The organism is Arcobacter peruensis (assembly GCF_003711085.1).
In the GTDB taxonomy this organism is placed as follows: domain Bacteria; phylum Campylobacterota; class Campylobacteria; order Campylobacterales; family Arcobacteraceae; genus Poseidonibacter; species Poseidonibacter parvus.
This window is the reverse complement of sequence record NZ_CP032363.1, coordinates 718511-740935: the sequence shown is the minus strand read 5'-3', so window position 1 is coordinate 740935 and position 22425 is coordinate 718511. Positions and strand designations below refer to the sequence as shown.

At 26.8% G+C, this 22425-nt stretch carries 25 protein-coding genes and 1 tRNA gene; 22 read left to right on the top strand and 4 right to left on the bottom strand.

From position 1 onward, the window contains the following. The 5 genes from D3Z07_RS03715 (at position 1) to D3Z07_RS03695 (ending at position 2105) form a co-directional block, all read left to right on the top strand. Positions 1-630, top strand: a complete 630-nt coding sequence (locus tag D3Z07_RS03715; protein ID WP_076086037.1) for an adenylate kinase — start codon at positions 1-3, stop codon at positions 628-630. A 103-nt stretch (positions 631-733) separates the two neighbouring features. Then, the gene (locus D3Z07_RS03710) at positions 734-1111 is read left to right on the top strand and encodes a thioredoxin family protein (RefSeq protein WP_076086040.1); all 378 of its coding nucleotides are present in this window, start codon (positions 734-736) and stop codon (positions 1109-1111) included. Between the two features lie 25 nt (positions 1112-1136). Continuing rightward, complete coding sequence (locus tag D3Z07_RS03705) at positions 1137-1370, top strand: hypothetical protein (RefSeq protein ID WP_076086043.1); 234 nt, start codon at positions 1137-1139, stop codon at positions 1368-1370. Continuing rightward, entirely contained in the window at positions 1363-1752 is a 390-nt protein-coding gene (locus D3Z07_RS03700; protein WP_076086046.1) for a hypothetical protein, read from the top strand. The genes D3Z07_RS03705 and D3Z07_RS03700 overlap by 8 nt, the downstream gene beginning before the upstream one ends. After that, positions 1752-2105 (top strand): thiol-disulfide oxidoreductase DCC family protein, encoded by a 354-nt coding sequence (locus tag D3Z07_RS03695; RefSeq protein ID WP_076086049.1) that lies wholly within the window; start codon positions 1752-1754, stop codon positions 2103-2105. The genes D3Z07_RS03700 and D3Z07_RS03695 overlap by 1 nt, the downstream gene beginning before the upstream one ends. Before the next feature lie 7 nt (positions 2106-2112). Here D3Z07_RS03695 and D3Z07_RS03690 read toward each other — a convergent pair whose 3' ends face one another. Next, entirely contained in the window at positions 2113-2532 is a 420-nt protein-coding gene (locus tag D3Z07_RS03690) for an FKBP-type peptidyl-prolyl cis-trans isomerase (RefSeq protein ID WP_076086052.1), read from the bottom strand. A gap of 62 nt (positions 2533-2594) precedes the next feature. Here D3Z07_RS03690 and D3Z07_RS03685 point away from each other — a divergent pair, with 62 nt between their 5' ends. Further along, positions 2595-3530: a matrixin family metalloprotease gene (locus tag D3Z07_RS03685; protein ID WP_076086055.1), complete on the top strand. Its 936-nt coding sequence runs from the start codon at positions 2595-2597 to the stop codon at positions 3528-3530. Positions 3531-3543: 13 nt separating this feature from the next. Here D3Z07_RS03685 and D3Z07_RS03680 read toward each other — a convergent pair whose 3' ends face one another. Next, on the bottom strand, positions 3544-4038 hold the full coding sequence (locus D3Z07_RS03680) for a type II toxin-antitoxin system antitoxin SocA domain-containing protein (RefSeq protein ID WP_076086058.1): 495 nt from the start codon (positions 4036-4038) through the stop codon (positions 3544-3546). Between the two features lie 107 nt (positions 4039-4145). Here D3Z07_RS03680 and D3Z07_RS03675 point away from each other — a divergent pair, with 107 nt between their 5' ends. After that, positions 4146-4760, top strand: a complete 615-nt coding sequence (locus tag D3Z07_RS03675; RefSeq protein ID WP_122893117.1) for an acyl carrier protein phosphodiesterase — start codon at positions 4146-4148, stop codon at positions 4758-4760. On the opposite strand, the gene D3Z07_RS03670 is transcribed toward D3Z07_RS03675, so the two are convergent. Next, a complete protein-coding gene (locus D3Z07_RS03670; protein WP_228200573.1) occupies positions 4757-5152 on the bottom strand; it encodes a YhcH/YjgK/YiaL family protein in 396 nt (131 codons plus the stop codon). The two genes, D3Z07_RS03675 and D3Z07_RS03670, sit on opposite strands and share 4 nt — an antisense overlap. A 94-nt stretch (positions 5153-5246) precedes the next feature. After that, positions 5247-6275 (bottom strand): coproporphyrinogen III oxidase, encoded by a 1029-nt coding sequence (locus tag D3Z07_RS03665; RefSeq protein ID WP_122893116.1) that lies wholly within the window; start codon positions 6273-6275, stop codon positions 5247-5249. 119 nt (positions 6276-6394) lie between these two features. Here D3Z07_RS03665 and D3Z07_RS03660 point away from each other — a divergent pair, with 119 nt between their 5' ends. The 15 genes from D3Z07_RS03660 (at position 6395) to mog (ending at position 22420) form a co-directional block, all read left to right on the top strand. Further along, positions 6395-7402, top strand: a complete 1008-nt coding sequence (locus D3Z07_RS03660; protein WP_122893115.1) for an adenosine deaminase — start codon at positions 6395-6397, stop codon at positions 7400-7402. A 10-nt stretch (positions 7403-7412) separates the two neighbouring features. Further along, a complete protein-coding gene (locus tag D3Z07_RS03655) occupies positions 7413-7862 on the top strand; it encodes a protein tyrosine phosphatase family protein (RefSeq protein WP_122893114.1) in 450 nt (149 codons plus the stop codon). Positions 7863-7922: 60 nt separating this feature from the next. Further along, the gene (gene metX, locus D3Z07_RS03650; protein WP_076086076.1) at positions 7923-9029 is read left to right on the top strand and encodes a homoserine O-acetyltransferase MetX; all 1107 of its coding nucleotides are present in this window, start codon (positions 7923-7925) and stop codon (positions 9027-9029) included. Next, the gene (xseB, locus tag D3Z07_RS03645) at positions 9029-9226 is read left to right on the top strand and encodes an exodeoxyribonuclease VII small subunit (protein ID WP_076086079.1); all 198 of its coding nucleotides are present in this window, start codon (positions 9029-9031) and stop codon (positions 9224-9226) included. The genes metX and xseB overlap by 1 nt, the downstream gene beginning before the upstream one ends. Positions 9227-9526: 300 nt before the next feature. After that, on the top strand, positions 9527-10207 hold the full coding sequence (locus tag D3Z07_RS03640; RefSeq protein WP_172802470.1) for a HesA/MoeB/ThiF family protein: 681 nt from the start codon (positions 9527-9529) through the stop codon (positions 10205-10207). A gap of 143 nt (positions 10208-10350) precedes the next feature. Further along, positions 10351-13593, top strand: a complete 3243-nt coding sequence (gene carB / locus D3Z07_RS03635) for a carbamoyl-phosphate synthase large subunit (protein WP_122894189.1) — start codon at positions 10351-10353, stop codon at positions 13591-13593. A gap of 20 nt (positions 13594-13613) precedes the next feature. After that, on the top strand, positions 13614-14057 hold the full coding sequence (locus D3Z07_RS03630) for a Sua5 YciO YrdC YwlC family protein (protein WP_122893113.1): 444 nt from the start codon (positions 13614-13616) through the stop codon (positions 14055-14057). A gap of 126 nt (positions 14058-14183) precedes the next feature. Beyond that, a complete protein-coding gene (locus D3Z07_RS03625; protein ID WP_122893112.1) occupies positions 14184-15458 on the top strand; it encodes an ATP-binding protein in 1275 nt (424 codons plus the stop codon). A 102-nt stretch (positions 15459-15560) separates the two neighbouring features. Next, positions 15561-15636: transfer RNA gene (locus D3Z07_RS13840), tRNA-Glu, on the top strand. A gap of 186 nt (positions 15637-15822) precedes the next feature. Beyond that, positions 15823-16866: a 3-dehydroquinate synthase gene (aroB, locus tag D3Z07_RS03620; protein ID WP_076086088.1), complete on the top strand. Its 1044-nt coding sequence runs from the start codon at positions 15823-15825 to the stop codon at positions 16864-16866. Further along, positions 16859-18601, top strand: coding sequence for a mechanosensitive ion channel domain-containing protein (locus D3Z07_RS03615; RefSeq protein ID WP_122893111.1), 1743 nt, complete (start codon positions 16859-16861; stop codon positions 18599-18601). Before aroB ends, D3Z07_RS03615 begins: the two co-directional genes overlap by 8 nt. A 21-nt stretch (positions 18602-18622) precedes the next feature. After that, complete coding sequence (gene mtaB, locus D3Z07_RS03610) at positions 18623-19891, top strand: tRNA (N(6)-L-threonylcarbamoyladenosine(37)-C(2))-methylthiotransferase MtaB (protein ID WP_122893110.1); 1269 nt, start codon at positions 18623-18625, stop codon at positions 19889-19891. Further along, entirely contained in the window at positions 19872-21338 is a 1467-nt protein-coding gene (locus tag D3Z07_RS03605) for an AAA family ATPase (RefSeq protein ID WP_122893109.1), read from the top strand. The genes mtaB and D3Z07_RS03605 overlap by 20 nt, the downstream gene beginning before the upstream one ends. Further along, the gene (gene bioV, locus D3Z07_RS03600; RefSeq protein ID WP_122893108.1) at positions 21328-21849 is read left to right on the top strand and encodes a pimelyl-ACP methyl ester esterase BioV; all 522 of its coding nucleotides are present in this window, start codon (positions 21328-21330) and stop codon (positions 21847-21849) included. The genes D3Z07_RS03605 and bioV overlap by 11 nt, the downstream gene beginning before the upstream one ends. A 31-nt stretch (positions 21850-21880) precedes the next feature. Beyond that, complete coding sequence (gene mog, locus D3Z07_RS03595) at positions 21881-22420, top strand: molybdopterin adenylyltransferase (protein ID WP_076086102.1); 540 nt, start codon at positions 21881-21883, stop codon at positions 22418-22420. The last annotated feature ends 5 nt before the right edge of the window (positions 22421-22425 follow it).

Below are 22425 nucleotides of genomic sequence, written 5' to 3'. Positions count from 1 at the left end.
ATGAATTTAATGGTATTTGGAGCTCCAGGCGCAGGAAAAGGTACACAAGCAAAGTTTTTAATAGAAAAGTATGATATCCCTCAAATCTCTACAGGTGATATTTTAAGAGCTGCAATTGCTGATAAAACTGATATGGGTATGGAAGCAAAGAATTTTATGGATGCTGGAAAATTAGTTCCTGATTCAACTATTATTGGTATTATCAAAGATAGACTAGCTGAAGATGACTGTAAAAAAGGATTTATTCTTGATGGTTTCCCAAGAACTCTTCCACAAGCTGAAGCTTTAAAAGATTTAATGGCTAATATGAATATTTCTTTAGATAAAGTAATCTCTTTAAATGTTCCTGATGAATTAATAGTTGAAAGAATTACGGGAAGAAGAACATCTAAAGTAACTGGTAAAATTTATCACATGAAATTTAATCCACCTACAGATGAAAAAGAAGAAGATTTAATCCAAAGAGCTGATGATACAGAAGAAACTGTAAAACAAAGATTATCAGCTTACCATGAGCAAACTGCTCCATTAATTGATTTCTATACAAACATGGGCGTTATTGTAGAACTTGATGGTACAAAAGAAGTATCAGAAGTAACTGCTGATATGTTTGCTTCTTTAGCTAAATAGTTTTCACACTTATCTAGGAGTAGGAATATATTTCCAACTCTTAGAATCTTAATTTTATATTCTTGCTACATTACTTTGATAAACTCTATTTTAAGGAGTAATTATGATTTTTAAAAGAACTTTTTTAATCGTACCATTTTTATTTTTTTCTACTCTTTTTGCCTTTGAAGATTTAACTTCAGAAAATTTTGAAGAAAAAACAATAAATAAAAAAGTAATATTAGATTTTTATACAATTGGATGTAGTGCTTGTGTAGACGTAGAAGAAAGTCTTATAGTTTATAATAAAAATAAGAAAGATGATGTACATATTTATAAAATAGATATGTTAAAAGAAAAGTCACTAGCTAAAGAGTTTAGCGTAAATGTCTTACCTACCTTGATTTATTTTAAAAATGATGAAATAATAGAACGTGAATTAGGTAGAAAAACCCCAGAACAAATTGCTAAAAGTACAAAAAAGTATCTTTTATCAAATTAAGTTAAAAGTTTAAAAGGATATTCATATGGATGAATACAAAAGAGTGTCTTGTCATTTTTATGATGTTTTAGAAACGGCAGCTGTTAAAAAAACATTATCAAAGATTGTTTATATAGAAGATGATAAAGAAAAAGAAATACAGCAAAAAGTAATTGATTTTAAAATTATTGATAAGGCTGAATATATGATACTTGATAATTCACAAAAAATTAGATTAGATAAGATAGTTTTATTTAATAATATGAATCCTTTTGCTTGATATAGTCTATATTAAAGGCAATCCTGCTTCTGGAACTTTATCACAACATGAACAAATGAATGCGTCCGTTTATGAACTAATAAAAGAATATAAGTATGAAATAATTGATTCAGAAGCTAAAAACTTATCAAATAAAATAATACCAAAAGCAAAAGTATATATAGGCTTTTCAAGAGGCTCTAGATATTTAAATAAATTAGATTCTAATTGTTTAAAAATATCAATAGGTGGAATTTCAGGTTCTAAAGTGCATCTTTTTAAGAATATTGATGATCATATTTTAATAGGTGATATAAGCGCTTCATCTCTAAAAGCTCATTTTATTATTTCTAATATGGATAAATTGAGTATTAAAACAATTCTAAAGGAGTATATTTCATAATGAAAATAGAAGTTTTCTATGATAAACAATGCCCTTTTTGTAATCTATATTCAAAATATTTAATTATAAAAGAATCTCATGATTTGATTTTATTAAATGCCAGAGAAAATATAGAAGAATTAAACAGTTTTAAAAAACTAGGCTTTGATATTGATGAAGGTTTTATTGTTAGAGTTGACAATAACAAGCTTTATCATGGAGCTGATGCAATAAACTTTTTAAATACAATTACAAAGAGAAAACTTTACTTTACAAATAATAAAGTTTTCAAAAATGTAATCTATCCTTTTGTAAAATTACTTCGTAAAGCTCTTTTAGCTATTTTAGGAAGAAGTTCAGATTTATTAAAATAGATTTTTATTAAATTATTGATTTAATTTCTACTCTAAATTCTAAATCACAACCAGCAAGAGGGTGATTGTAATCAACTGTAACATTCTCTTTTGTTACATCTGTTACAGTGGCTTTAATTAGTTCGTCATTACTATTTTCAGCTTCTAATACCATTCCAATTTGTAAATCAATACCTTCAAAATCTTTTATATCAATTGTTTCGCTAAGTTTTTCATCATATTCACCATAAGCTTGTGATGCAGGTATTTTTAAGATTTTTGAATCGCCTTCATTCATATCTTTTATACCGCTTTCTAAACCTTCGATTAATTGTCCTTCTCCATAAACAAACTCAATTGGTTCTTTATCAAAATTTGTATCTACTATTTCATCATTTATTTTTAACTCATAATTTAAAATTACATTTTGTTTTTCTTTAATTGCCATATTATTCCTTATTTTGTAGCTTTTACTATATCTAAATACTATTTTAATTAAAATACATTATGATGAAAAAAACAATACTTTTAATTTTAATCTTTATTTCTTTCTCTTTTGCATCTTATGAAAAGATAAAAATAGGGAAAATAGATAATTACTACCAAAATAAAATAAATAAACAAGAAATACGTAATATGCTAAATGAGATAGAATATCTCTTTGAATCAAATCTTGATATGAATATTTTTGATTACTCACAAGATGGTAAACCAATTGATATATTATATGTACCTGCTTCAAAACTTGAACAAAGAATAGAAAGAAAAAAAGAAAGAATTGAATTAAAAAGAAAGAAAATAGAAAATATTCAAGCTTCTTTACCTGCTAAACTAGAAAAAATAAATATCAAAAAAAGATATATACAAGAAGATGGCAATATTGTAAATAAAAAAATCAAAGCTTTAAATGCTTATGTAAGTGAAGTAAATAAACAAAAAAAGTTCCCAAAAGATGAACTTGACAGAATTAAAAATTATATAAAACTAGAAAAAAGTAAAATTAAAAAACAGAGTAATAAAGTAAAAAGAGATGAGAGAAAACTAAAGTCCGATTTAAACTTTTATAATCAAAAAATTAGATTACAAAATAGTTTAATTCGTGAGTATAATAGATTAAATAATGAATTAGAAAGAATAAGCAGAAGTTTTAGAAAAGTAAAAGGCAATACAATTGGTCAAAGACAAGTTACTACAAAAGTTTTTTATCAAAAAGGTAAAAGAGTAAAAGAAAAGAATATTAAAAATATTATGAATAAAATTGAAGTTTATGGTTTTGAAAGTAAAAATGAATTAAAAGTGATTTTAGCTCATGAAATAGCACATTTAGTTGGAATTCCTCATATAAATGTAAAAGATGCATTGATGAATCCAATTTTACAAAAAAGTCAGATTAAGCAATTATCTTTAACACAAAGTGATATTAGAAACTTTAAGAAAAATTTCTAATACTTCTTTCTACTTATATAATTACTTCACCATTTGGTATTTTTCTTAAATCATCAATTTGAAAACATGCATTTGCAATATTTCTAGGACTTACATCTTTAAATTCTGAGACAATTTTATGAATTGTTTTCATTTCATCTGCATCAAAAATTGATTCATCGAACTCTTCTTCCATTTTAATAAACTTTAATTCAACAAATTTCTTTCTCTCAACAAGTTCAATATCAAGGTAATCAAGTAGTTCTTGAATAAAATATAATCTTTCATCTTCTTCATCTAAATCTTCATTGTTTGCAATTACATCAAATAATTCACCAAGAAGAACAGGTTCTGGATTTCTTGAATTTTTTATAAATTCTTCATTGAATATTTTTTTATCACAAAACTTAAGATGATTGTACTCCATTAGGAAAAGCATAATTGATAGTTTTTTATCATTTAAATGCTCAACTTTTTTATGTAACATATATAAAATTACATTTGCTACTTTTGTCATATCTACGTTCAAATAACTTCCTTTTTATTAGTATTGGGATTATATAATATTATGCATAAATATTTGTTTTATTGGTATTTAAGTTTATTAATATAAAGTACGATTTTAAAAGGAATTTAATGAATTGGTTAGCACATGCATTTTTATCAGAAAATCATATTGATTTTCAAATTGGCAATATTTTAGCAGATCCATTAAAAGCTAAAACATGGGAAAATGCAAGCTCACAAATGATAAGTGGTATGAAAACCCATGTTCAAATCGACTCCTTTACAGATTCACATGAAATTGTAAAACTAAGTAAAAAAAGATTAAGAGAAAAAGGTTTACTAAAGCCTGTTATTATTGATTTAACTTATGATTATTTACTTACTAAAAATTGGGATTTGTATTCAAAGGTTTCAATCCAAGAGTTTACTAATGATTTTTATATTAAAGCAAATAAAAGCTTAGAATATTTACCTTCAAAAGCTCATACAATTGTTACAAACTTAATTAACAAAGATTTATTAAATAAATATCATACTTTAGAGCAGTTAAACAGTTCATTTAAAAGAATGGATTTAAGACTGTCTGAGCGTTTACTAAAAAGAGAAACTGCCTCTGGATATTTTTATGATGTTCATATAAATATCGAAGATTTAGAAAAAGATTTTTTAGAATTTTTCCCTTTATTATGTGAAGATGTAAGAAAAGATTTAGATAATAAAAAACTAAATCATTGGAAGATTTAATTTTTTACTAATTCAAGAGGTATTTTTATAACTGCTTTATAAACCAGTTCTTTTTTTGTAGTTTTTATACAAGGTTGATGAGCATCACTTGGATAAAATATTGCTAATTCTTTTTCTTTAATTAAAAGCTTAGATATATCATTCTCTTTACCTTCATACTTTATAAAATCTGTTTTATCATCGTACTCTTTTATGACTTTTAATGATTCAATACAACTTACATCCATGTACTCATCACCTTTTACCATGAACTGAACATCAACATACTTTCTATGAGATTCAAAAAAACAATCACTTCTTTCTTTTGTAGTATAAGCTTGTTTAAGAACAAAAATATCTTCACTTAACATTTCTTTTATACATTCATTTTCATCGATTGTTTCAAAAATCATCACTGATATTTTGTAAATAATCAAAAGCTATTTGAAAAGCTTTATTATTTATTTGTTTTTTTACTTCTTCTAATTTTCCAAAAATTGCCATGTTTTAACCTTTGTGATTTGATACTGTTGATGGAATTGTATTTCCACTTGCTTGTTTACTTAAAGCTTGAGGATATTTTTTATAAAAAGTTCTAACTTCATTTGCTAGTTTTTCTTTTGTTTTGCTATCAACTTTTCCTTCATCATTTATAACTTTTACTAAATTAGAAACTAATACATCTTGTGGTTTTTCGACATTTTTTTCCCATGATTTTAGTAAGTCTTTATTAATAAAAGAAGGTAGTGAACCCATTATTCCAATATCATTTTGACTATGAACTAAAAGCCCTGAAGTTGTACCTCTATCAAGTGTTAAAACCTGAAATAAGTATAAAGTATGATAATCAAGCTGTTTTTGAATATCTTCAGAACTTATTTCTTTTCTTGTTTCAAAAGCATTTGAAATGATGTTTATATATGTGTCAATAATGCCTTCTCCAAAATTATTTGCAAAATTGAAATCATCTTCTTTTTTTGATGTTTTATAGTTTTCTAAATAAAAATGAGAAATACCTCTATGTCGATTTAAAGCAGGAATATTAAAATACTTATCACCTTGCTTTATTCCTTCTTCAAAGTTATCTTGAGAAAGTTCTTTTAAGGATTTTTCAAATATTTCTTTATCTTCAATATTATTAATACTTGGATTTAAATCAGCCATAACTCTCCAATAAGAATCATTTCCTCTAATTTGTGTCAATGAAATATGAATATGAATTGAAGGAACATTTGGATTTTTTGGATGAATTATCGTAGAAATTGCAGTTGCACTTTGAAGTTTTTTACTTTCATCTTCATCATAATGAACTTGAGAAACATTTACACTAGCAGTGTTAAAAAGTGTTTTGTCTCTTGCTTCAAATCTATTCCCTCCACCATGAAGTCCTTCATCTCTTAGCCATACAACTTCTTCAAATTTTTTATCTTCACCTATTAATTTACTTAAATTGTCAAGCTTTTTTACAAATCTATTTTGTAAAGATGTAACTAAACTCAAAGCTTTAATGGCATCTTGTGATTTTGCTTTTATCATATTTTATTTCTCTTTTTTCTTGAACTTTATTTTATGAAGAAATTATATATAAATTAACTTAATTGAGTACACTTGTAATGTATAATTACGCGAAATATTAATATAACTGGAATTATTTGATGATAGAATTTATAAAACAATTACCAAAAGCGGAGCTACATTTACATATTGAAGGCTCATTAGAACCTGAACTTATGTTCAAATTTTCAAGAAGAAACAATATTGAAATACCTTATAAAACAATTGATGATATTAAAAAAGCATATAACTTTACTTCTTTACAAAGCTTTTTAGATATTTATTACGCAGGTGCAAAAGTACTTATACATAAGCAAGATTTTTATGATTTAACTTGGGATTATGTTCTAAAATGTGTTGAGAATAATATTGTTCATACAGAAATATTTTTTGATCCTCAAACACATACACATAGAGGAATTGAGTTTAAAACAATAATTGAAGGAATACAAGAAGCTTTAAATGATGCAAAAGAAAAGTTTGGAATCACATCTGCAATTATTATGTGTTTTTTAAGACACTTAGACCAAGAAGATGCTTTAAAAACTTTAAATCAAGCCTTAGAATATAAAAAATATATATTAGGAGTTGGGCTTGATTCTTCAGAACTAGGAAATCCTCCTTCAAAATTTGAAGAAGTATTTAAAAAAGCAAAAGAAAAAGGCTTTAAACTTGTAGCTCATGCAGGAGAAGAGGCTGATGTTTCATATATTTTTGAGGCACTTGATATTTTAAGTATCCAAAGAATTGATCATGGAGTACAATCTTATAAATCAGATGAATTAATGCAAAGATTAAAAAAAGAGCAAATACCTTTAACTGTTTGTCCTAATTCAAATATTGAACTAAAAGTATTTGAAAATTATTCTCAACATAATATAAAAAAGCTTTTAGATTATGGTTTAAATGTTACAGTTAATTCTGATGACCCTGCCTATTTTAAAGGTTATTTAAATCAAAACTTTATTAATCTATATCAGAATTTAGACATTAGTAAAAAAGATATTATAAAGCTAATTAAAAACTCTTTTAATTCATCTTTTATATCTGAAAGCTTAAAAAAACAGTATATAAACAAACTAGAAGAAACAATAAAAAAACAAAAGTAAAAGGAAATATATGGAAAATATTTTAAACTATATAGAAATAAATGAACTAATTTCGACATCAGGACAGCCAAGTGTTGAACAGTTTAAACAAATAGCAGACAATGATTTTGAAGTTGTAATAAATCTAGCTTTACATAATGCTTCAAATGCAATAGAAAATGAAGATAAAATAGTAACAGATTTAAATATGGCATATTTTCATATTCCTGTAGATTTTGAAAATCCAAAAGCCTCAGATGTAAAACTATTTTTAAATACCTTACAAGCCTTAGGCTCAAACAAAGTTTGGGTTCATTGTGCTTTAAATTATCGTGTTAGTGCATTTATGTATATTTACCATAAATATGTTCTAAAAACTCCTTTTGATGATATTGATATTTCATTGTTTGAGCAGTGGTCACCAGATGTAATTTGGCAAGAAATTATAAAAATATCTTATAATGAAATAAAAAATGCTTAAAGCTAGTCTTATCTTAGCTTTTGATAATATAAAAGCAATAAAATTCAGGAATAAGATAATTTGAAAATAGAAACAAAAACGCAAGAATTTAATCAACCTTTACATTTAGAAAGTGGACGAATCTTAGAAAAATATCAAATAAGATACGAAACTTACGGAGAATTAAATGAAGATAAATCAAATGTAATTGTAATTTGTCATGCACTAGCAGGTTCACATCATGCAGCTGGAAGGTATGGAGATGAAGCGAAACCGGGTTGGTGGGATAAATTTATTGGTGATGGAAAAGTAATTGATACACAAAAATATTTTGTAATTTGTTCAAATAATCTTGGAAGTACTTTTGGCTCCACTAATGCATTAAGTATTGACCCTTCGACTAAAAAAGAGTACAGATTAAAATTTCCAATTTTAACAATTTCTGATATTGTAAAAGCACAAATGAATTTGTATGAAAAATTAGGTATTAAAAAAGCTGTTGCTGTTATTGGTGGTTCTATGGGTGGAATGCAAGCACTTTGTTATTCTATTGAATATCCAGAATTTACAGATACTGTAATTGCTCTTGCAACAACAGCATATACAAGACCTTGGGCAATTGCAATTAATAAAATTGCAATAGAAGCAATAAGACATGACCCAGCTTTCAAAAATGGTCTTTATGAAAAAGAAGATTTAGAAGCACGAGGTTTACCAGGCTTGGCAATTGGAAGAATGGCAGGATTAATTGCATATTTATCTCCAACTTTATTCAATAATAAATTTGGAAGAGAATACAGCAGAACTGATGGTTTATATGAATTATTTGGAAGCTTTGAAGTTGAGAGATACTTAGAATACAACGCATATAGCTTCCCAAAAATATTTGATCCTCTGTCATATCTTTATATATGTAAAACAATGAATATTTTTGATGCAGGAAGAAATAAAGATAAATTAGAAGACTCATTTGATAAGTTAAAATGTAACTTACATTTAATTGCATTTAAAGATGATATGCTATTTTTTCCAGAAGAAATGGAAGAAATAAGAGATATTATGATTAAACTTGGACGTGAAGAGCAAGTAACTTATAAATTAATTGATAGTAAATCAGGTCATGATTCATTTTTAGTTGAAGTTGATAAATTTGAACAACACGTAAAAAATATATTAGAAGGAAAATAATGAGTAAAGAAAACGAAAAATTAATTTTTGAAGATAAAATATTAGAAGCAAAACAGCTTTTAGAAAAACTGTCAAATCCTCAAATAACATTAAGTGATTCAATTGAAGTTTATAAAAACGGAATCAAAGAATTAGAAGAAGCACAAAAACTTCTAGATGAAGCAAAACTAATTTTTACAGTACAAGAAAAGAACTAAACAAAAGGTAAAGACGTAATAACTCTATCAAAAGAAATAATCAAAATATTAGAAGAAGATTTTACTTCAATAACTTTAGAAAAAGTAACTGTTCGGAATTTCCGAACAACTCAAAAGTAATAATATGATTGTTTTAAATTGTATATATCTGTAGTTATAGTTGAAAACATAATGTAATTACAAATATATAGGAATTATGTTTTTAATATGAAAAAGGTCAAAAAACTTTAAAGTAAATCTGCTATTATTATAAAAATATATAATAAAAATAAACTATACTTATTTACTAAGGAATAAAATATGAGTGAAATACATGAATTTTTTAATAGACAAATAAAGCTTTGGGGCGAAGAAACACAAGACTCACTTCAAGATAAAAAAGTAGCAATTATAGGAAGTGGTGGGCTTGGATGTTCACTTGCTATTGCACTTGGAGCTTCTGGAATAGGGGAGTTTGCACTTGTAGATTTTGATGATGTAGGTGTTCATAATATTCATAGACAAATTGGTTTTAAAGTTGGTGACGATGGAAAGTATAAAGCTGAAGTTTTAAAAGAACTTGTTGAATCAAGATGTCCATATACAAAAGCTACAGCTTATGTTGAAGGTTTTGAAGATTTTGCAAAGAGAGGTTTGAAGTTTGATTTAGTAATTGATGCAACGGATAATCTTCCAACAAGAGCAGCTATAAATGAATATTGTATGAAAAACAAACAGCCGTGGATTTATGGTTCAGTAGAAGAGTTCCATGGTCAAGTTTGTTTCTTTGAAAATGCTTCTTATGAAGCAGTTTTTCAAATAAGTGATAGAAAACCAAATGGAATTGCTTGTCCAATTGTAATGCATATTGCATCACTTCAAGCAAATCTTGCAATTAGACATTTAACAGGACTTCCTATAAAAAAAGATATTTTATATTATCTTTCATTTGATAGTGAAGGTGTGCTTGACACAAAAAGATTTAATCTACCAAAATCTTAATATAAAAAGCATCTTTTTTGATGCTTTTTTACTTACAAAATAATTTGTATAATAATTATACTTTTTAATTTTCACATAACCGAATTTTAAGCACTTTAAAGATATAATCTCCAAATTTATAAAAATATATGTGGGGAATTTTTATGCCAAAAAGAGAAGATATAAAATCGATATTACTTATTGGGTCTGGACCAATTGTTATTGGTCAAGCATGTGAGTTTGATTACTCAGGTACTCAAGCTACTAAAACACTAAAAGAATTAGGTTATAGAGTTGTTTTAATTAATTCAAATCCAGCTACTATTATGACTGATCCAGAATTTGCTGACAAAACTTATATAGAACCAATCACTGAAGATATGGTTGCAAAAATTATCAAAAAAGAAAATATTGATGCAATACTTCCTACTATGGGTGGGCAAACTGCACTTAATGTTGCTACATCTATGTATGATAAAGGTATGTTAGAAGGAGTTCAATTCCTTGGAGCTCATCCTGATGCAATTAAAAAAGGTGAAGATAGACAACTTTTTAATGAGGCAATGATTAAAATTGGTATGGATTTACCAAAAAGTGCAAATGCTTATACTGTTGAAGAAGCAATGATCGAAGCTAAAAAAATCGGTTTTCCAGTTATTTCAAGAGCATCATTTACACTAGCTGGTGGTGGTTCTGGTGTTGCTTATAATATGGAAGAGTTTAAAGCCTTAGCTGAAGCTGGAATTGATGCTTCTCCTATTAATGAAATTGAAATCATGGAATCAATGCTAGGTTGGAAAGAATATGAAATGGAAGTTATCAGAGATACTAAAGATAACTGTATTATTGTATGTTCTATTGAAAATTTAGACCCTATGGGTGTTCATACAGGTGATTCAACTACAATTGCTCCTGCACTTACACTTACTGATAAAGAATACCAAGATATGAGAAATGCATCTTTTGCAATTTTAAGAGAAATTGGTGTTGATACTGGTGGTTCAAATGTTCAGTTCTCAATTTGTCCAAATACAGGAAGAATGATTGTAATTGAAATGAACCCAAGAGTTTCAAGATCTTCTGCACTTGCATCAAAAGCAACTGGTTACCCAATTGCAAAAGTTGCAACACTTTTAGCTGTTGGATTTACACTAGATGAAATTGAAAATGATATTACAGGTACAACTGCATCATTTGAGCCTGTAATTGATTATATTGTTACAAAAATCCCACGATTTACTTTTGAAAAATTCCCTAAAGCTGATTCTACTTTAACAACTGGTATGAAATCTGTTGGTGAAGTTATGTCAATGGGAAGAACTTTTAATGAATCTATTCAAAAAGCACTTTGTTCTTTAGAAACTGGTCTTACTGGTTTTGATGTAATTTCTACTGATTTAGAATTAATCAAAAAAGAAATCAGACGTCCAAACTGTGATAGATTACAGTATTTAATGGATGGTATGAGACAAGGTTTAACAAATGATGAAATCTTTGATTTATGTAAAGTTGATCCATGGTTTTTAACTAAATTTAGAGAAATGTATAATATTGAAAAATCAATGGATGCATCTATTTTAGAAAATGAAGAAGCTTTAAGAAATGCAAAAACAAATGGTTTCTCAGACGCAATGATTGCAAAACTTATTTCTAAAACAGAAGAAGATGTATACCAAGCAAGAAAAGCTTTAGATATAAACTTTGAATACAACGAAGTTGATACTTGTGCTGCTGAGTTTAAAGCATTAACTCCATATCTTTACTCTACAACTAATATTACAAAATTACCAAAAGTTGAAAAACCAGAATCATCTGATAAAAAAGTTATGATTATTGGTGGAGGACCAAATAGAATTGGTCAAGGTATTGAGTTTGATTATTGTTGTGTACATGCATCATTTGCGTTAAATGAAATGGGTATTAAAACTATTATGTATAACTGTAATCCTGAAACTGTTTCTACAGATTACGATACATCAGATATTTTATACTTCGAACCAATTGATTTTGAACATGTTCGATCAGTAATTGAAACGGAAAACCCAGATGGTGTTATTGTTCATTTTGGTGGACAAACTCCATTAAAATTAGCAAATGCTTTAACAGATATTGGTGCTAAAATTATTGGTACTACAGCTGAAGTTATTGATTTAGCAGAAGATAGAAAAAAATTCTCTAAATTTGTTGATCAAGTAGGATTATTACAACCAGAAAATGGAACAGCAGTTGAAGTTACAGAAGCAATTGAAATTGCAGAAAAAATTGGATATCCAGTATTAGTTCGACCTTCATTTGTACTTGGTGGAAGAGGAATGAGAATTGTTTACTCAACTACAGAATTAAAGCAATATATGGACGCAGCTGTTTCTGTATCAAATGATGCACCAGTTTTAATTGATAAATTCTTAGATAGAGCAATTGAGCTTGACGTTGATTGTATTTGTGATGGAAAAGAAGTTTATATTGGTGGAATTATGCAACATATTGAAGAAGCAGGAGTTCACTCAGGTGATTCAGCTTGTTCTTTACCTCCAATTTCTATTTCAGATGAATTAATCAAAGAATTAGAAGAAAAAACAAAAGCAATGGCACTAGGACTTGGTGTTGTTGGTTTAATGAATACTCAATATGCAATTCACAAAGGTCAAATTTATTTAATTGAAGTAAATCCAAGAGCTTCTAGAACAGTTCCATTTGTATCAAAAGCAACAGGAATGCCACTTGCAAAAGTTGCAACTAGAGTTATGTGGGGTGAGAGCTTAAGAAATGCACTTGATACTTATAATTCTGATTTAATCTGGGAAGATAATGGTGTATTAAAACCAATTTTAAAAGATCATGTTGCTGTTAAAGAAGCAGTATTTCCATTTAATAAATTAAGTGGTTCAGATATGATTTTAACACCTGAAATGAAATCAACTGGTGAAGTTATGGGTATTTCTGATAGTTTTGGTGAATCTTATGCAAAAGCACAAAGTGCTGCTAAAAATGATTTACCAACATCAGGAAAAGTATTTATATCATTATGTGATTTAGATAAAGAGTTCGCACCAAAAATTGCTTCTGGTTTAGTAGATCAAGGTTTCACAGTTGTTGCAACTGGTGGAACACATAAAGCTATTAGTGATGCTGGAATTACTTGTGAAAAAGTACTTAAAATTTCTGAAGGTAGACCTAATATTACAGATTCTATTACAAATGGTGAAATTGCATTAGCATTTAATACATCAGATGGAAAAGAATCATCAAAAGATGATGGTAAAAATATTAGACGAGCTGTATTAAAAGAAAATGTACCTTATGTTACAACAGCTGCTGCTGCACTTGCTTGTGTTGAAGCTATGTCTGTATTAAACAAAAAAGATGGATTAGGTGTTAAATCTATCCAAGAGTTTCTTAACGACTAATATTATAAAGATAAACTAATATGGATTCATCACTAGTTTATCTAGTTCAAACTGATACAACTGTTGGCTTCTCATCTTCAAACCATGAAAAGCTTTCAGATGTAAAGCAAAGACCAAGAAGTAAAAAAATACTTCATACGGTTGACTCTTTTAAAACTCTACAAAAACATACACGAATTCCTAAAAAATATAGAAAAGAAGTAAGACGAGCATCTTTAACTACATATATTTACCCAAATCAAAAATCTTTTAGAGTAATAAATAAAAACAGTTCTTTTTATGAGTTTATACATAAGTTTGGTATTCTTTATTCCACTTCTGCAAATAAAACTGGTAAAAATTTTGAATATAACTTTGCAAAAGAACATTCTAATATAATAATAGAAGACAAAAATAATTTTTTTGAATCCTCTGCTTCAAAAATTATTAAAATAACTAAAAGTACTAAAAATACTATTAGATAGTATATTGAAAAATTAATTTATAGTTATTTTGTGCTGCTACATCTCCTTATGTATTTTAATAGATAAGAAATAATTAAGTATTTAAAGAATATGATAAAGAATATACTTAAATAAGGAAGGTTAATAATGTTTTTGTACAGAGAAAAAGAAATTAGTCTTTTAAAAGAAGACTTTAATAAACCTCGGTCTAGTATGAATTTCATTTTTGGAAGAAGAAGAGTTGGAAAAACTTCTTTAATAAATGAATATGTAAGAAATAAACAGACATTACACTTAGTTTGCTTTGAAACTATGAGTTCTTCATTAATAAAAGAGTTTCAAAAAAATATTAATACTTTTTTTAATATTGATGAAACGATTAATACTAAAACTTTTGAAGAATTATTCGCTTACTTATCAGAAATGAAAATTGATTCAAAAACAATTATTGTTTTTGAAAATATTCAAGAGCTTATAAAAATAGATAAAGATTTTTTGATTAATTTAAATAATTATTGGAATAAATATCTTAGTAAAATGAATATTCAACTAATAATTACTTCTTCACTTTTACCAAATAATTTTGATAATTTACTAATTTCAAAAAAAGTAGATAATAAAATTAAACTAAAATCATTAAGCTTTAATGTAATAAAAGAATATTTTCCAAACTTAGATAAAAATGAGACAATGTACTTATTTACAGCATTTGGAACTAATCCTGAATACCTTAAGTTATACGATGTCAAGAAAGATTTTATTTCAAATATTAAAAATACCTGTTTAAGTTTTGATGCATTATTATATAATGAAGGTATGAATATTATCAAGAAAGATTTAGGTGAAGCAGCTACGTATTGTTCAATATTATATGCTATTTCAATAGGTAATAATAAAATTGGTGACATAGCTGATTGTTTAAACCTGAAATCTTCATATCTTACAAGATATATGCAAAAACTTTTAGATTTGATGTTAATAAACAAAGTAGTACCTTTAACTCAAACAGCAAATAAAAGTAAATTTGGTAGATATGAAATTGAAGATAATTTCTTAAAGTTTTGGTTTTGTTATGTGTATACTAATATAAATAGTATCAATTCAAACAATATAAATAATGTAATTAGTTATATAGAACAAGACTTTTCTAAAAGACTTGTATCCTCTGCATATAAAAAGTATTTTTATGAATTATTAGAAGATGAAAATTCACAATTTTTTAATTATGAACCTATAAAAATTGGTTCTTGGTGGAATAATAAAGATATTGAATTTGATTTTGTAGCTTATGATTCAAAAACTATCACTTTTATTGATTGTAAATGGGATAAAAACGAAGGCATTGAAAATGATTATAAAAAGCTAGAAATCAAAGCTCAAGAATTTGATACACAATTAGAAAGAAAATATGAAATATTCTAAAATCTATTAATATGAAACTATAATTTCATATTTAATAGTATATTTTTAACTTTTTAAGCAATTATAAACAAAAAGTAAATTATAATCTCTCTCACTTAAAATGACCCTGTCGTCTAGCGGCCAAGGACCTTAGGATTTCCTCCTAATGACGAAAGTTCGAATCTTTCTGGGGTCGCCACTGTAAAACTCCTACATACAATACTTCAAATAATGATAAACAATTAATGGAATGTAATGTGCTTTACAAGTTTATTGAAAACACTCAATTCAAAAAAGAAAAGAAAATAAACATCTACTCAATATTTTTTTAGTATTTTTTTGCTATTATCTAGTAACTTATACTAAATAATACGGATATACTAAAATGACTGTTAAAATTAATTTACCCCACGATAATTCTTATGAAATCTTTATTGATAAACTAAACGAACTATATTTTGATACAAAAGTTGTAATTGTTACAAACCCAACTGTTAGTGGCTTTCACTTAGAATACTTAAAAAGTAAATTAAATGCTAAAGAGCTTAGTATTTGTACTATTCCTGATGGTGAACAATATAAGCATATGGAAACAATTGAATCAATACTAGAGCATTGTTTTACAAAAAGATTAGATAGAAAATCTTTACTTGTAGCTTTTGGTGGTGGTGTTATTGGTGATATGACAGGTTTTGCAGCATCTATTTATCAAAGAGGTATTGATTTTGTACAAATTCCTACTACACTTTTATCTCAAGTTGATGCAAGTGTTGGTGGGAAAACTGGTATTAATAATAAATTTGGAAAAAACTTAATAGGTGCTTTTCACCAACCAAATGCTGTTTATATCGATCCTTCAATGTTAAAAACACTTCCAAAAAGAGAGTTTGGTGCAGGTGTTGCAGAAATTGTAAAAATGGCAGTTACTTTTAACAAAGAGTTCTTTGAGTGGTTAGAGCAAAATGATATTAACAAAGAAGAAAATCTAAAAATTGCAATTCAAAAATCTGTTGAAACAAAAGCTTATGTAGTTTCTCAAGATGAAAAAGAGCATGGAATTAGAGCTGCTTTAAACTATGGACATACTTTTGGTCATGTTGTTGAAAATGAAACAAATTATAATACATACTTACATGGTGAAGCTGTTGGTATTGGTATGATGATGGCAAATGAAGTTTCTGTTAAACTAGGACTAATGAGCAAAGAAGATGCTTTAAGAGTAAAAAGATTACTAGAAGTTTATGATATTCCTACTAGTTACAAAATTAAAGATGTAGAAGATTTTTATGAGCATTTCTTTTTAGATAAAAAATCTCTAGATAATAAAATTAAGTTTATTTTAGCACGTGGAATTGGTGATTGTTTAATTACAGATGAGACAAGTAAAGAAGATATTATAAAAGTTTTAAAAGGTTTCTCACGTGATTAAAAATTTTTTATTAGCACTTGTATTTTCAATATCTTTATATGGTGAAAATAATGCGATTGGTAATATTGATACTATTGATACAAAAGATAAAGCAGAAGTTAAACAAATTGAACAAGATATTATAAAAGAAAAATTTGATGAAGCACAAAAAGAACAAAAAGAAAAAGAATTAAGAGAATTAGAAGAACAAAAATCAAAAGAAATTGATATGCAAAATCTTGCAAAAATTAATATTCTTCTTGCAAAAATAGAAAAAATAAAACTAGAATTAAGAAACAATATTCTTTTGAAAAGATATTCAAACTATATTTCATACAGAAAAATATCTACTGAACTTGCAGTTTTAAAGAAAAGCTTAACAAAAAAGAAAGATGTAGATGAAGAAGAAATCTATCAACTTCATAATAAAATTAGAGTAAAAGAAAATGAGCTTGAATTAATTGAAGAATATAAAGGGTCACCTATTGGTGGTTTTATCAATCCTCCTGAGATTGAAAAATATGACCACATAACAAATCCTTTTGGAATTATAAACGCACTTTCTCAGATTAAAAAACTTGAAGATAATAAAAATAGATTTAAAAGTTTAGAAGAAAATATTAGTGATTTAACAATTAAACTTGATGATGAACTTTTTCTTTATTTAGAACTTTTTAATTTAGAGCAAAGAAGTGACTATAAAGAAGAAATTACTTTTCTAGATAAGCAAAAAAAAGACTTTAACATGGTTTTAGAAATTGTTTCAACTACTGAAGAAGTTTATACAAGAAAAATTGAACAAGTAATTTTAGAAATTAAAAACCAAATATCACAACAAATTCAAAAAATATTAATAATCTTTACAATTATAGTTGTTTTATCTTTTTTAGCATTTTTAGTAAAACTTGCACTTAAAAAATACTTCTCACAAAATGAGAGTTATTACATGACAAATAAAATAATCAACTTTACAGTTGTATTTTTAATTGTAATGGTTTTAATGTTTTCATATATTGATAATGTTTCATATCTTGTTACAATCCTTGGATTTGCATCTGCAGGTATTGCTATTGCTTTAAAAGATTGGTTTATGTCAATTTTTGGATGGATGGTAATAGTTACTTCTGGTTCAATTCAAGTAGGGGATAGAATTAAAGTAAATAGAAATGGTGTTGAAACTGTTGGAGATGTTTTAGATATTTCACTATTTAAAATAACAATTAGAGAAGATATTACTTATACATCATATACAGTTAATAGAAGAACAGGAAGAATTTTCTTTATTCCTAATAACTATATTTTCTCAGAAATGATTGCAAACTACACTCATTCAGGTCTAAGAACTGTATGGGATGGTATTGATATTACAATTACTTTTGATTCAAACCATAAAAAAGCACAAAAAATTTCAAGAGATATTTTAAAGCATTATTCTAAAGGTTATACAGATATAACAAGAAAACAATTAAGTAAAATGAGAAGTAAATACCAGTTACGTGCTACTGGAGTAGAGCCACGAGTATTTACTTTTGTTGAACCTTATGGAATTGTAATTTCAGGATGGTATCTTACAAACTCTTATGCTGCTTTACAATTAAGAAGTACTATGAGTCCAGAAATATTAGAAGCATTTATGAAAGAAGATGATATTCATATTGCTTATCCAACTCAACAAATTAATATGAATAATACAGATAATCATTATGGTCCATCACGATCAAAAAGACCTAAACCAGAAGAATTAGAAGATATATAGAATAGAAGGCTAAAGAAATATATGAATTTTACAAAAGATAAACAAAAAGTATATTTTAAAACATTTGGATGTAGAACAAATGTATTTGATACACAAGTTATGATGAGTAATCTAAAAGATTTTGATATTACTCAAGAAGAAAAAGATGCAGATGTAGTTGTTATAAACTCTTGTACTGTTACAAATGGAGCAGATAGTACTGCACGTGGATATATAAATGGTCTTAAAAAACTTCCAAAAGATCCAAGAGTTGTATTTACTGGTTGTGGAGTTTGGACAAAGGGTGAAAGCTTATTTAAAGAAGAAAAAGTTGATGCACTATTTGGACATTCTGAGAAAGAAAAAATCAATGAGCTTTTACAAAAAGAAGATAGGTTCTTTCAAGCAGGAGATTTAGAACATTTAGATAATACTATTGTTGAAGAGTTTGTTGGAAAAAGTAGGGCTTTTATTAAAATTCAAGAAGGTTGTGACTTTAGATGTTCATACTGTATTATTCCTCATGTTCGTGGTGATGCAAGATCTTACAGCGAAGATAAGATTTTAGAACAGGTTGAAACATTAGCTTCAAATGGTTTTGGAGAGTTTATTTTAACAGGAACAAATGTAGGTTCTTATGGAAAGAAACAGCACACATCATTAGCAAAACTTTTAAAGAAAATGTCTAAAATAAAAGGTGTTAGAAGAATTAGAATGGGAAGTATTGAACCTATTCAAATTGACGATGAGTTCAAAGAATTAGTAAATGAGCCATTTATGGCAAAACATCTTCATATTGCATTACAACATACTTCAAAGGATATGTTAAAACTAATGAATAGAAGAAATAAAGTTCTTTCAGACTTAGAACTATTTGAATTTTTAAAAGAGAATGGTTATGCTTTAGGAACTGATTTTATTGTTGGACATCCAGGTGAAACTGATGAATTATGGAAAGAAGCAATGACTAATCTTCATAAATTTCCATTAACACATATACATGCATTTACATACTCAAAAAGAGATGGAACACCAAGTGCAACAATGAAACCTGAAGTTAGAGGTGATATTGCTAAATTACGATATAACGAATTAACAAAAATTATTGAAGATAAAAATTTAAATTTTAGAAAAGATAATAATAAAACTTTAGAAATTTTAATAGAACAAGAAAAAAATGGAAAATATATAGGTTTAGATCAGCATTTCAATCAAATCGAAATAGAATCTTCTGTTGATTTAGTAGGAGATTGGATCTTTATAGATGACTATGAAGTAAAGGCTAAAAACAATGTCGCAAAATTCAGATAACAAAGTACTCGATAAAAATTTTAAATTAATGGCAATGTCTGCTGTTGTATTATTAATATTATTTGTATATACACTATATAAAGGTGGTTCACATATTGAAGGTGGTTCTTATTATTTAGGAATTGGTTTCTTATTTATTTTACTTTTTGTTGCATTAATAGTGAAAATGAAACAAGATAAATTAAAAGAATATTTTAATAAAAATAAAAAGAATTCTGCATTTGGTACACAATTAGAACAATCAAAAGCTAATGCTTCAAATGAAGATTTAAATACAAATATTCATGCTGTAAACTCAAATGTAACATTTAAAGATGTTGCAGGAATTAAAGAAATCAAAGAAGAACTAGAAGAAGTAGTTGATTTTTTAAATGAGCCTCAAAAGTATTTAAAACATGGTGTAAAACTTCCAAAAGGTGTAATTTTAGTTGGACCTCCTGGTGTTGGTAAAACTTTAATAGCACGTGCTGTTGCAGGTGAAGCTGATGTACCATTTTTTTATCAAAGTGGTGCTTCTTTTGTGCAAATTTATGTAGGAATGGGTGCTAAAAAAGTAAGAGAATTATTCGCAAAAGCCAAGCAAAATGCACCTGCAATTGTTTTTATAGATGAAATAGATGCTGTTGGTAAAAAAAGAAGTGGAACTTCAAATGATGAAAGAGAATCTACACTAAACGAGCTATTAACACAAATGGATGGTTTTGAAGGTGATAGTGGTGTTATTGTTATGGCTGCAACTAATAAAGTTGAAGTACTAGATGAAGCACTTTTAAGAGCTGGAAGATTTGATAGACGTGTTCATGTTGGTCTTCCAAATATTGAAGATAGAAAAAAGATTTTAGAATTATATTTAGATGGCAAAAATCATGAAATAAATATTGAGCAATTATCAATTGACACTACAGGTTTTAGTTCAGCTGCATTGTCTACACTTATTAATGAAGCTTTATTAAATATGATAAAAAGAAAATCTAAAATATTAGATAGTGATGATATTGAAATAGCAAAAAACAAACTTCAGTTTGGTAAAAAACAAATTAAAATATTAGATGAAAAACAAAAAGAAATTCTATCTATTTATCAAGCATCAAAGGCTTTTATTTCAAAAACAAAAGTTTCATTATTTGATGAAAGTATAGAAAAAATATCTGCTACATATCCATCTTATCATGAACTTTGTGAGAATATCAAAAGGGATTTAGCTGGTTTTATTGGTGTTGAAGTAATAAAAAAAGAAAAATACGCAATCAATCATAAAGATTTAGAAGATGCAGATAGTTTAGCTGATGAAATTGTAAATAAATACAAAATGTCAAATTCAAAAGAAGAATTATTAAACAATATTAAAAATGATTTAAGAGCTGAATTATCACATAATGCAGATGAAATAAATAGATTAAAAGAAATTATGCTTAAAAATGAGGTTATAACGACTAATGATATCTAAGACTTATTTTTCAGGTTTTTGCTTAGAAAATGAAGATGAACTTTTTAGTGAATATATCATAAGAAATGATTTTACAGTTTCAGGGTTTTCTTATGGAGCTATAAAAGCTTTTGAAGAAGTTTTATCTTCAAAGCAAAGAGTTGATAAGTTACAACTTTTTTCACCTGCTTTTTTTCAAGAGCAAGATAAAAAATTTAAAAGAATGCAATTAATGTTTTTTAAAAAAGATGCAAATGCTTATTGTGCTAATTTCTTAGAAAATATTGCCTACCCAAGTAATATTGATTGTAGTAAATATTTTGTTCAAGGAAATTATGAACAATTAGATGAACTAATTAATTATGAATGGTCTGAAGATAAATTAGAACAATTAGAAAAAAAAGGCACAAAAATAGAAGTATTTCTAGGTGCTGATGATAAAATATGTGATTCTTTAAAAGCAAAAGATTTTTTTGCTAAATATGCAAACGTTTATTACATAAAAAATGTAGGACATATATTAAATAAATAAAACAAAATTAAATAAATATGAAGGAATTATAATGAATGAAAAAAAAGCAAAAATAGGAATAATAACAGCAAGTGATAGAGCAAGTAAAGGAATTTATGAAGATTTATCTGGACGTGCAATTATAGATACAATGAATGATTATTTAACTTCACCTTGGGAAGAAGTTTATAGATGTATTGAAGATGACCAAAAAACTTTAGAAGAAACGATGAAAGACTTAGTTGACAATGAAGGATGTTGTTTAGTAGTGACTACTGGTGGAACAGGACCAGCAGCTAGAGATGTAACTCCAGAAGCTACAGAAGCTGTGTGTGATAGAATGATGCCAGGGTTTGGTGAATTAATGCGTGCAGAATCATTAAAATTTGTTCCAACTGCTATTTTATCAAGACAAACAGCAGGTTTAAGAGGAAGTTCATTAATAGTAAATCTTCCAGGAAAACCTAAATCAATTAGAGAATGTTTAGATGCAGTTTTCCCTGCAATTCCATATTGTATTGATTTAATGGAAGGTCCATTTTTAGTTTGTAATGAAGATGTAATTAAACCTTTTAGACCAAAAGCAAAATAAATTTT